Below are 11076 nucleotides of genomic sequence, written 5' to 3'. Positions count from 1 at the left end.
GTATAGCTGAGCAGGTGACATCATTATCAAAGGGTTGCGGGACAAGTCTCATGGAATACAAAAACACCCCGGAGCAGTAATGCAGCCGGGGCGTTTGGGATGTGGACTGTGGGGTCAAACCGTTGCTTGGCGCACCTGTTTTTCCAGCTCGGCCTTGAGACCTGGCTCCAGCTTCAGTTGGCGGGCCAATTCATCGAGGTAGGACTTTTCCATGAAATTCTCCTCATCCACCAGCATCACGCTGGCGATGTACATCTCGGCCGCCATTTCCGGGGTGCTGGCGGCACGGGCGACGTCGGCGGGGTCCAGGGGTTTGTTGAGTTCGGCGTGCAGCCAGTGTTGCAGCTCCTGGTCATTGTCCAGTTTGGTGAACTCGCCTTCGATCAGCGCCCGCTCGCGTTCGTCGACATGACCATCGGCCTTCGCCGCAGCGACCAACGCCTTGAGAATCGCCTGACTGTGCTGTTCAACCTGGGCCGGCGGCAAGCGATCAATGGTCTGCGGCTCACCTTGTGGCGCGCTGGCCTGTTGCGCCTGCCAGTTGCCGTAGGCTTTGTAGGCAATCACACCCAACGCTGCGAGGCCGCCGTAGGTCAGGGCCTTGCCGCCAAAGTTGCGGGCTTTTTTGTTGCCCAGCAACAGGCCCATGGCCCCGGCCGCCAGGGCACCACCGCCCGCCCCACCCAGCAGGCTGCCGAGCCCGCCACTGCCGAGCAAACCGCCCAGGGCACCTTTGTCAGCACCTTTGTGCTGACCGCCAGCCTTGTTTTTCAGCATGTCCTGGCCGGACTTGAGCAACTGATCGAGCAATCCACGGGTATTCATTCGTAGCCTCCAGACACTAGGGTTCATAGGACCAATAGGCCCCCAGCGTAAAACTAAGTGCCAAAAAGCCCCGATCTAGAGTGCTTCCAGATGTAACGCGCTCTTGCAGCTTAAAGCTTGCAGCTGCCCTTCTCTAAAACCGATATACACTCGAGCAAATCTATAAAAACACTCCACTGGTAATTCCAGCATGATGACCTTGCGTCAGATCCGTCACTTCATCGCCGTGGCCGAGACCGGCTCGATCTCCGCCGCCGCCCAAACCGCGTTCATTTCCCAGTCCACGCTGACCCTGGCCATCCAGCAACTGGAACAGGAAATCGGCGTCAACCTGTTCAACCGCCACGCCAAAGGCATGACCCTCACCCACCAGGGCCATCAGTTCCTGCGCCAGGCACACTTGATCCTCGCCACCGTCGACAATGCCAAGCGCAGCCTGCAACAGAGTACCGACCAGGTGGCCGGGCAACTGATCATCGGGGTGACCAGCCTGGTGGCCGGCTATTATTTGGCCGATTTGCTGACCCGCTTCCAGCGCGCCTACCCAAACGTCGAGCTTCGGGTGATGGAAGATGAACGCCCGTATATCGAGCATTTGCTGGTCAGCGGCGAAATCGATGTCGGCGTGCTAATAGTCTCCAACCTCGAAGATCGTCATGCCTTGCAGACCGAAGTCCTCACTCACTCGCCCCACCGCCTGTGGCTACCGGCCCAACATCCCTTGCTGGAACACGACAGCATCAACCTCGCCGACGTGGCCCGCGAACCGCTGATTCAATTGAACGTCGACGAAATGGACCACAACGCCCGGCGCATGTGGGCCGGTGCAGGGCTGCAACCCCGCGTCACCTTGCGCACCGCCTCCACCGAAGCGGTTCGAAGCCTGGTGGCAGCAGGCTTGGGCGTGTCGATCCAACCCGACATGACCTACCGCCCCTGGTCCCTGGAAGGCGACATCATTGAGGCACGGCCAATTGCCGACCTCAGCCAAACCCTCGACATCGGCCTGGCCTGGCGCCGGGGCACGGCGCGCCCGCCCCTGGTGGACCCGTTCCTCACCGTGGCCCGTGAACAACCTCACCCGCGCAAGCCATCTATTTAATCGAATGCTGCTTTCAGTATTTAGTATTTGTTGACCTCGCGCCTGACCTCTAGTCTCTGCTCATCCATAAGAGAAGGTCAGGCGCCTTGCAAGAGACCGCCCATGACCACACAAGAAAAGAGATCGCGAAAAATGTCTGGCGCGCCCACACCGCTGCTCACCGCGTTGCTGATCGACGGCGAACTGGTCCCAGGCCAGGGTTTCGTCGAACCAATCGTCAACCCGGCCACCGGTGAAATCCTCACCCATATCGCCGAAGCCAGCACCGAGCAGGTCGAATCCGCCATCCTCGCCGCCCACCGCGCCTTTGCCGGCTGGTCGCGAACCACGCCACAGCAGCGTTCGAACATTCTTCTGGGCATCGCCGATGCCATCGAAAAACAAGCTGACTATCTAGCCCGCCTGGAATCGTTGAACTGCGGCAAGCCGTTGCACCTGGCGCGCCAGGACGATTTGAGCGCCACCGTCGATGTGTTTCGCTTCTTCGCTGGCGCCGTGCGTTGCCAGACCGGGCAACTGAGCGGCGAATACCTGCCGGGCTACACCAGCATGGTGCGCCGCGACCCTATCGGGGTCGTTGCTTCGATTGCGCCGTGGAACTACCCGCTGATGATGGCCGCCTGGAAAATCGCCCCGGCCCTGGCCGCCGGCAATACCCTGGTATTCAAGCCATCGGAACACACGCCGCTGTCGATCCTCGCCCTGGCGCCCGCGCTGAACCAATTGCTGCCGCGTGGGGTGATCAACATTCTGTGTGGCGGCGGTGAAGGTGTTGGCAGTCATCTGGTCAGCCACCCAAAAGTGCGCATGGTGTCGCTGACCGGCGATATCGTCACCGGGCAAAAAATTCTGCAAGCCGCGTCCAAGACACTGAAACGCACCCACCTGGAACTGGGTGGCAAGGCGCCAGTGATCGTCTGCAACGACGCCGACCTGGCGGCCGTGGTCGAGGGCGTACGCGCCTACGGTTATTACAACGCCGGCCAGGACTGCACCGCTGCGTGCCGCATTTATGCCCAGGCGGGAATTCACGACAAGCTGGTGGCCGATCTCGGCGCGGCAGTCAGCAGCCTGCGCTTTGCCGGCAAGCGCGACGCCGACAACGAACTCGGCCCGCTGATCAGCACCCGCCAACGCGACCGCGTGGCCAGCTTCGTCGAGCGCGCCCTCGGCCAACCCCATATCGAACGCGTGACCGGCGCGGCCGTGCATTCCGGCGCTGGCTTCTATTACCAGCCGACCTTACTGGCTGGCTGTAAGCAGAGCGATGAAATCGTCCAGCGCGAAGTGTTCGGCCCGGTGGTCACCGTGACCCGCTTCGACGAACTGGAGCAGGCGGTGGATTGGGCCAACGACTCGGAATACGGCCTGGCTTCCTCGGTGTGGACGCAGAACCTGGACAAGGCCATGCAAGTGGCGGCGCGCCTGCAATATGGCTGCACCTGGATCAACAGCCATTTCATGCTGGTCAGCGAAATGCCCCACGGCGGCTTGAAGCGCTCGGGGTATGGGAAAGATCTGTCCAGTGATTCGCTACAGGACTACAGCGTAGTGCGCCACATCATGGCGCGTCACGGTCAGCATCTTTAAAACAACAACTAAGCTCACACATCACCTGCTGCAAAAACTGCCCCGACCATAATTAAAGAAGAGGGAATCCCCATGTCTGCGCACAAGACCGCACTGCTCAGTGCCCTGACCACCGCGCTGCTGGCCAGCGTCAGTATCCAGGCCGCCGAACCGCTCAAGGCGGTCGGGGCCGGTGAAGGCCAGTTGGATATCGTCGCTTGGCCCGGCTACATCGAGCGTGGCGAAAGCGACAAGAACTACGACTGGGTCACCGGTTTCGAGAAGGAAACCGGCTGCAAGGTCAACGTCAAGACCGCCGCCACCTCCGATGAGATGGTCAGCCTGATGGCCAAGGGTGGCTACGACCTGGTCACTGCGTCGGGCGATGCCTCGTTGCGACTGATCGGCGGCAAGCGTGTGCAGCCGATCAATACCTCGCTGATCCCCAACTGGAAGAACATCGACCCGCGCCTCAAAGATGCGCCGTGGTACGTGGTTGGCCAGCAAACCTACGGCACCCCGTACCAGTGGGGCCCGAACGTTTTGATGTACAACACCAACGTGTTCAAGACCGCACCTACCAGCTGGAACGTGCTGTTCGAGGCGCAGAACCTGCCGGACGGCAAGCCGAACAAAGGTCGCGTGCAGGCCTATGACGGCCCGATCTACATCGCCGACGCGGCGCTGTACCTCAAGAGCACCCAGCCGGAACTGGGCATCCAGAGCCCGTATGAGCTGACCGAAACCCAGTACAAGGCCGCGCTCGATCTGTTGCGTGCCCAGCAACCGTTGATCCACCGCTACTGGCACGACACCACCGTGCAAATGAGTGACTTCAAGAACGAAGGCGTGGTGGCGTCCAGCGCCTGGCCGTATCAGGTCAACGGCCTGATCAACGAGAAGCAGCCGATTGCCTCGACCATCCCCAAGGAAGGCGCAACCGGCTGGGCCGATACCACCATGTTGCACGCCGAAGCCAAACACCCCAACTGTGCCTACAAGTGGATGGACTGGTCGCTGCAGCCGAAAGTCCAGGGTGATGTCGCGGCGTGGTTTGGCTCCTTGCCAGCGGTACCGGCTGCCTGCCAGGGCAGTGAACTGCTCGGCGCCGAGGGTTGCAAGACCAACGGTTTCGACCAGTTCGAGAAGATCGCTTTCTGGAAAACCCCGCAGGCTGAAGGCGGCAAGTTCGTGCCGTACAGCCGCTGGACCCAGGATTACATTGCGATCATGGGCGGTCGCTAGTCCCAACCTCAAAACATCGCAGCCTCGCTTCGCTCGACAGCTCCTACGCCGACTGTAGGAGCTGTCGAGTGAAACGAGGCTGCGAACTTTCCGCATCGCCTCAGATTCAATTTTTATACAAAGCGCGCCTTTTTGGAGCACCGCACCATGACGCTTGCAGTCCAATTCACCCACGTTTCCCGTCAGTTCGGCGAAGTGAAAGCCGTTGACCGGGTTTCCATCGATATCCAGGACGGCGAGTTCTTTTCCATGCTCGGCCCTTCCGGCTCGGGCAAGACCACCTGCCTGCGCCTGATTGCCGGTTTCGAGCAGCCAAGCGCCGGCTCCATCCGCATTCACGGTAAAGAAGCCGCCGGGTTGCCGCCCTATCAGCGGGACGTCAACACCGTGTTTCAGGATTACGCGCTGTTCCCCCACATGAACGTGCGGGACAACGTCGCCTACGGCCTGAAAGTCAAAGGCGTGGGCAAGACCGAGCGCCTCAATCGCGCCGAAGAAACGCTGGCCATGGTTGCCCTCGGCGGTTATGGCGAGCGCAAGCCGGTGCAACTGTCCGGTGGCCAACGCCAGCGGGTAGCCCTGGCTCGCGCCTTGGTCAATCGCCCTCGCGTGCTGCTGCTCGATGAGCCCTTGGGCGCCCTCGACCTGAAGCTGCGCGAGCAAATGCAAAGCGAGCTGAAAAAGCTGCAACGCCAGCTCGGCATCACCTTCATCTTCGTCACCCACGACCAGACTGAAGCGCTGTCGATGTCTGATCGGGTTGCGGTCTTCAACAAGGGCCGCATCGAACAGGTCGATACCCCGCGTAACCTGTACATGAAACCGGCCACCACCTTCGTCGCCGAATTCGTCGGCACCTCCAACGTGATTCGTGGCGACCTGGCGCAGCGCTTGAGCGGCAGCCCACAGCCGTTCTCGATCCGCCCGGAACATGTGCGTTTCGCCGAAGGCCCGCTAGGCAGTGGCGAAGTGGAAGTCAGCGGCGTGCTGCATGACATCCAGTACCAGGGCAGCGCCACCCGCTATGAATTGAAACTGGAAAACGGCCAGGCGCTGAACATCAGCCAGGCCAACAACCAGTGGCTGGACATCAGCGTCGGCCACCAGACCGGCCAGCCGATCACCGCCCGCTGGGCGCGGGAAGCCATGACCCCGCTGACCGACTTCGCAGGCGAGGTGTGACATGAGCCTGGCCCTGACTCAATCGCCGATGCGCAGGTTTTCCAACCTGCTGTACAGCAAGCCCAACCTGTACCTGTCGCTGCTGCTGATACCGCCGCTGATCTGGTTCGGTGCGATCTATCTGGGTTCATTGCTGACTTTGCTGTGGCAAGGGTTCTACACCTTCGACGACTTCACCATGGCAGTGACGCCGGACCTAACCCTGGCCAACTTCGCCGCGCTGTTCCAGCCGTCGAACTTCGACATCATCCTACGCACCTTGAGCATGGCGATTGTGGTGTCTATCGCCAGCGCTATCGTCGCGTTCCCCATCGCCTACTACATGGCGCGCTACACCACGGGTAAAACCAAAGCGTTTTTCTACATCGCAGTGATGATGCCGATGTGGGCCAGCTACATCGTCAAGGCTTATGCCTGGACTCTGCTGCTGGCCAAGGGTGGGGTGGCGCAGTGGTTCGTCCAGCACCTGGGGCTGGAGCCGGTGCTGCAGTTCATCATGGGGATTCCCGGTGTCGGCGGCAGCACCTTGTCCACCTCGCATCTGGGGCGGTTCATGGTGTTTGTCTACATTTGGCTGCCGTTCATGATCCTGCCAATCCAGGCGTCCCTGGAACGCTTGCCGCCGTCGTTACTGCAAGCTTCGGCGGACCTGGGCGCCAAGCCGCGCCAGACCTTCATGCAGGTGATTCTGCCGCTGTCGGTGCCAGGAATTGCTGCCGGTTCCATCTTTACCTTTTCGCTGACCCTGGGCGACTTCATCGTGCCGCAACTGGTAGGCCCGCCGGGCTACTTCGTCGGCGGCATGGTCTACGCCCAGCAAGGCGCCATCGGCAATATGCCCATGGCGGCGGCGTTCACCCTGGTGCCCATCGTATTGATCGCGGTTTACCTGTCTATCGTCAAACGCCTGGGGGCCTTCGATGCACTCTGAAAAAGCTTCGTGGAGTCTAAAAGTTGCGGCTTGGGGCGGACTGGTCTTTCTGCATTTCCCAATCCTGATCATCTTCCTCTACGCCTTCAACACCGAAGAAGCGGCGTTCAGCTTTCCGCCCCAGGGCTTCACCCTGAAGTGGTTCAGCGTCGCCTTCTCAAGGCCCGACGTGCTGGAAGCGATCAAGTTGTCCCTGCAAATCGCCGCCATCGCCACGCTGATTGCGATGGTGCTCGGCACCCTGGCCTCGGCCGCGCTGTATCGCCGGGAGTTCTTCGGCAAGCAAGGCATCTCGCTGATGCTGATCCTGCCGATTGCCCTGCCGGGGATCATCACCGGTATTGCGTTGCTGGCGACCTTCAAGACGCTGGGGATTGAGCCGGGGATGTTCACCATCATCGTCGGCCACGCGACCTTCTGTGTGGTAATCGTCTACAACAACGTCATCGCCCGTTTGCGCCGCACTTCCCACAGCCTGATCGAAGCGTCGATGGATTTGGGCGCCGACGGCTGGCAGACCTTTCGCTACATCATCATGCCCAACCTCGGTTCGGCGTTGCTGGCCGGCGGCATGTTGGCGTTCGCCTTGTCGTTCGACGAAATCATCGTTACCACCTTCACCGCCGGCCACGAGCGCACCTTGCCGCTGTGGCTGCTCAACCAATTGAGCCGACCACGGGATGTGCCGGTGACCAACGTGGTGGCGATGCTGGTGATGATCGTGACGATGTTCCCCATTCTCGGTGCCTATTACCTGACCCGCGGCGGTGAAAGCGTGGCCGGTAGCGGCGGTAAATAATTGTTTGAAGAGGACACTCATATGCAAACCAAACTGCTGATCAACGGCCATCTGGTCGAAGGTGAAGGCCCGGCGCAGCCGGTGTTCAACCCGGCGCTGGGCCGCGTGCTGGTGGAGATCAAGGAAGCCAGTGAAGCACAGGTCGACGCTGCGGTGCGTGCCGCCGATGCCGCCTTTGAAGGCTGGTCGCAGACGCCGCCCAAAGACCGCTCCTTGCTGTTGCTGAAACTGGCCGATGCCATCGAAGCCCATGGCGAAGAACTGGCCAAGCTTGAGTCGGACAACTGCGGCAAACCCTACAGCACTGCGCTGAACGACGAGATCCCGGCGGTTGCCGATGTGTTCCGCTTCTTCGCTGGCGCCAGCCGCTGCATGAGCGGGTCGGCGGGCGGTGAATACCTGCCTGGTCACACCTCGATGATCCGCCGCGACCCGGTGGGCGTCATCGCCTCCATCGCGCCGTGGAACTACCCACTGATGATGGTCGCCTGGAAAATTGCCCCGGCCCTCGCCGCCGGTAATACCGTGGTACTCAAGCCGTCGGAACAAACCCCGCTGACCGCCCTGCGCCTGGTGGAACTGGCCGCTGAAATTTTCCCGGCCGGTGTGCTCAATCTGGTGTTTGGCCGTGGGCCAAGTGTTGGCGGCCCGCTGGTCAATCACCCGAAAGTGCGCATGGTTTCGCTGACAGGCTCCATCGCCACGGGTGCCAATATCATTTCCAGCACCGCCGACAGCGTTAAACGCATGCACATGGAACTGGGCGGCAAGGCACCGGTGATCATCTTCAATGACGCCGATATCGATGCGGCTGTAGAGGGAATTCGTACCTTCGGTTTCTACAACGCCGGGCAGGATTGCACCGCCGCGTGCCGGATTTACGCGCAAGCGGGTATCTACGATGCCTTCGTCGAGAAGCTGGGCGCGGCCGTTGCCAGCATCAAATATGGTTTGCAGGATGATCCGGACACCGAACTGGGTCCGCTGATCACCGCGCAACACCGTGACCGCGTGGCCGGCTTTGTCGAGCGTGCGATGGCGCAATCCCACATTCGGTTGATCACCGGCGGCAAGGCGGTGGAAGGCAATGGCTTCTTCTTTGAGCCTACGGTGCTCGCAGATGCGCAGCAAGACGATGAGATCGTGCGGCGCGAGGTGTTCGGGCCGGTGGTGTCGGTAACCAAGTTCACCGATGAGGCACAGGTTTTGGCCTGGGCCAACGATTCTGACTACGGCCTGGCATCCTCGGTGTGGACCGCCGATGTCGGTCGTGCGCATCGTTTGGCTGCACGCTTGCAGTACGGCTGTACCTGGGTAAACACCCACTTCATGCTGGTCAGCGAAATGCCTCACGGCGGTCAGAAACTGTCCGGGTATGGCAAGGACATGTCCATGTACGGGCTGGAGGACTACACCACGGTTCGCCATGTGATGTTCAAGCACTGACGTTTTACCCCTGTGGGAGCGGGCAAGCTCACTCCCACAGGGGTCCTCATAACAATAAATATTTGTAGGTTCTCCCATGGACATTACCCGCCGCGACTTCCTCAACGGCGTCGCCATCACCATCGCTGCCGGTATGACGCCGTTGCAAATCCTCCAGGCCGCCCCCGATGGCCCTTACTACCCGCCGGCCCTCACGGGCCTTCGGGGCAGCCACGTCGGCTCGTTCGAGATTGCCCACCAGATGGGCTGGGAGAAAAAGGTCTTCGACACCGAAAAACTGCCGATCACTGAAGACTACGACCTGGTGGTGGTCGGTGGTGGCCTGAGCGGTTTGTCAGCGGCCTGGTTCTACCGCGAGAAACATCCGAAGGCGAAGATCCTGATCCTGGAAAACCACGATGACTTCGGCGGCCATGCCAAGCGCAACGAGCTCCAGGCCGGTGGCCGGATGATCATCGGTTATGGCGGCAGCGAGGCGTTCCAGTCGCCCAATCATCTGTACAGCCAGGAAGTGAACGGCCTGCTGAAAAAACTCGGGGTGAATATCAAACGCTTCGAGACCGCCTTCGACCGTCAGTTCTATCCGGGGTTGGGCCTGTCGCGCGGGGTGTTCTTCGATAAGGAAAACTTCGGTGAAGACAAACTGGTCACCGGCGACCCGACGCCAATGGTGGCCGACGATATCGCCCCGGATCAGTTGCATGCCCGCGCCATCAGCGACTTCATCAACGACTTCCCGCTACCCGAAGCCGACCGCCAGGCACTGATCGCCCTGCACGTCGCACCCAAGGACTACCTGCCAGGCAAGACCGCCGAGGAAAAGGCCGACTACCTGGCCGTCACCAGCTATCGCAATTTCCTGCTCAAGGACGTGGGATTGTCTGAAGGCGCGGTGAAGTACTTCCAGAGCCGTACCAATGACTTCATGGCCCTGAGCATTGATGCTGTTGCGTCGTCCGATGCCTACAACGTGGGCTTCCCCGGCTTCGGCGGGATGAACCTGGCGCCCATCAGCGAAGAAGCTGCGGCGGAAATGGAAGAGCCCTACATCTACCACTTCCCCGATGGCAACGCGTCCCTGGCACGCCTGATGGTGCGCAGCTTGATTCCGGCCGTGGCGCCGGGGCACACCATGGATGACGTGGTGCTGGCAGCGTTTGACTACGCCAAGCTTGATCAGCCCAAGGCACCGGTGCGGATACGCTTGAACAGCACCGCAGTCAGCGTGCGCAACGTTGGCGACGGCGTGCATATCGGCTACAGCCGTGGCGGCAAGCTCGCCCAGGTACGCGGCAAACGCTGCATCCTGGCCTGCTACAACATGATGATTCCGTACCTGCTGCGCGACCTCCCGGCGGAACAGGCCCACGCCCTGAGCCAGAATGTGAAATTCCCGCTGGTGTACACCAAGGTGGTGATCCGCAACTGGCAGTCGTTCCAGAAGCTCGGCGTGCATGAGATTTACGCGGCCACCCAGCCCTACAGCCGGATCAAGCTGGACTACCCGGTGAGCATGGGCGGCTACGATCACCCTCGCGATCCAACGCAGCCGATTGGTTTGCACATGGTCTACGTGCCCACCAGCCCCAACAGCGGCATGAACGCCCGCGACCAGGCCCGCGCCGGACGCGGTCGGTTGTATGGGCAGACCTTCGAAGTGCTTGAGGCGCAACTGCGCGATCAGTTGCAACGCATGCTCGGCCCAGGCGGGTTCAACCATGAGACGGACATCCTGGCGATCACGATCAATCGCTGGACCCATGGTTATGCGTACTTTTCCAACAGCCTGTTTGATGATGCCGACGAAAGCGAAAAGCTGATGAACCTGGCGCGCAAGCCCGTGGGGCATGTAAGCATCGCCAACTCGGATGCGGCGTGGAGCGCTTATGCCCATGCGGCGATTGATGAGGCGTGGCGGGCGGTAGGAGAAGTGGGCTAACCAGCATTTCGGAGCGAGCTTGCTCGCTCCTACATATT

Annotated in this window: 9 protein-coding genes; 8 read left to right on the top strand and 1 reads right to left on the bottom strand. The window is 60.8% G+C overall.

Features of this window, described 5'->3' with window-relative positions; all coding sequences use genetic code 11:
* Positions 1-114: 114 nt before the first annotated feature.
* The gene (locus tag ACZRKZ_RS01525; protein ID WP_463968176.1) at positions 115-825 is read right to left on the bottom strand and encodes a tellurite resistance TerB family protein; all 711 of its coding nucleotides are present in this window, start codon (positions 823-825) and stop codon (positions 115-117) included.
* Positions 826-1015: 190 nt separating this feature from the next.
* Here ACZRKZ_RS01525 and ACZRKZ_RS01520 point away from each other — a divergent pair, with 190 nt between their 5' ends.
* The 8 genes from ACZRKZ_RS01520 (at position 1016) to ACZRKZ_RS01485 (ending at position 11038) form a co-directional block, all read left to right on the top strand.
* Positions 1016-1927 carry a LysR family transcriptional regulator gene (locus tag ACZRKZ_RS01520; RefSeq protein ID WP_463980511.1) on the top strand — a complete coding sequence of 304 codons (912 nt, stop codon included), beginning with the start codon at positions 1016-1018 and terminating at the stop codon, positions 1925-1927.
* A 132-nt stretch (positions 1928-2059) separates the two neighbouring features.
* Positions 2060-3517: a gamma-aminobutyraldehyde dehydrogenase gene (locus tag ACZRKZ_RS01515; protein ID WP_463968174.1), complete on the top strand. Its 1458-nt coding sequence runs from the start codon at positions 2060-2062 to the stop codon at positions 3515-3517.
* 72 nt (positions 3518-3589) lie between these two features.
* Positions 3590-4741: a putative ABC transporter substrate-binding protein YdcS gene (gene ydcS, locus ACZRKZ_RS01510; RefSeq protein ID WP_463968173.1), complete on the top strand. Its 1152-nt coding sequence runs from the start codon at positions 3590-3592 to the stop codon at positions 4739-4741.
* Between the two features lie 147 nt (positions 4742-4888).
* The gene (locus ACZRKZ_RS01505) at positions 4889-5923 is read left to right on the top strand and encodes an ABC transporter ATP-binding protein (RefSeq protein WP_463980510.1); all 1035 of its coding nucleotides are present in this window, start codon (positions 4889-4891) and stop codon (positions 5921-5923) included.
* A 1-nt stretch (position 5924) separates the two neighbouring features.
* Positions 5925-6854 carry an ABC transporter permease gene (locus tag ACZRKZ_RS01500; protein WP_350613652.1) on the top strand — a complete coding sequence of 310 codons (930 nt, stop codon included), beginning with the start codon at positions 5925-5927 and terminating at the stop codon, positions 6852-6854.
* Positions 6844-7653: an ABC transporter permease gene (locus tag ACZRKZ_RS01495; RefSeq protein WP_149412467.1), complete on the top strand. Its 810-nt coding sequence runs from the start codon at positions 6844-6846 to the stop codon at positions 7651-7653. Before ACZRKZ_RS01500 ends, ACZRKZ_RS01495 begins: the two co-directional genes overlap by 11 nt.
* Positions 7654-7674: 21 nt before the next feature.
* Positions 7675-9099 (top strand): gamma-aminobutyraldehyde dehydrogenase, encoded by a 1425-nt coding sequence (locus ACZRKZ_RS01490; protein WP_463980509.1) that lies wholly within the window; start codon positions 7675-7677, stop codon positions 9097-9099.
* A gap of 76 nt (positions 9100-9175) precedes the next feature.
* Positions 9176-11038, top strand: a complete 1863-nt coding sequence (locus ACZRKZ_RS01485; protein WP_463980508.1) for an NAD(P)-binding protein — start codon at positions 9176-9178, stop codon at positions 11036-11038.
* The last annotated feature ends 38 nt before the right edge of the window (positions 11039-11076 follow it).

This window comes from Pseudomonas sp. c313, from assembly GCF_055407145.1.
The sequence above is the reverse complement of the archived record's forward strand: the minus strand, read 5'-3'. Positions and strand labels throughout refer to the sequence as shown.